The following is a 217-nucleotide window of genomic DNA, read 5'->3' on the forward strand; positions in this document are numbered from 1 at the left end:
GAGCGTGAAGACCAGGCCGTTATGGCCAGTAACGGACAGACCTTGGGCGTTAGTCAGCGTAACGGTGTAAGTGATCTCGCCGCCTTCGGACACGGTGGTCTTATCGGCTGTCAGGGTCGCGACGACTTCGCTTTCGGTATCTGCGATCTGCACGGTGGCTGAACCGCCCAGCTCCAGGTTTTCGAAAGTCTTGCCTGGTACGGAAGCGTCGGAAATA

The 217-nt window shown here is 57.6% G+C and carries 1 protein-coding gene; it reads right to left on the reverse strand.

Translation table 11 applies throughout. From position 1 onward, the window contains the following. On the reverse strand, window positions 1–217 hold a 217-nt coding region (locus IAE40_RS25635), incomplete at both ends, for a hypothetical protein (protein WP_200604079.1).

The sequence above is a fragment of the Pseudomonas sp. S44 genome, from assembly GCF_016624805.1.
In the GTDB taxonomy this organism is placed as follows: Bacteria; Pseudomonadota; Gammaproteobacteria; order Pseudomonadales; family Pseudomonadaceae; genus Aquipseudomonas; species Aquipseudomonas machongensis.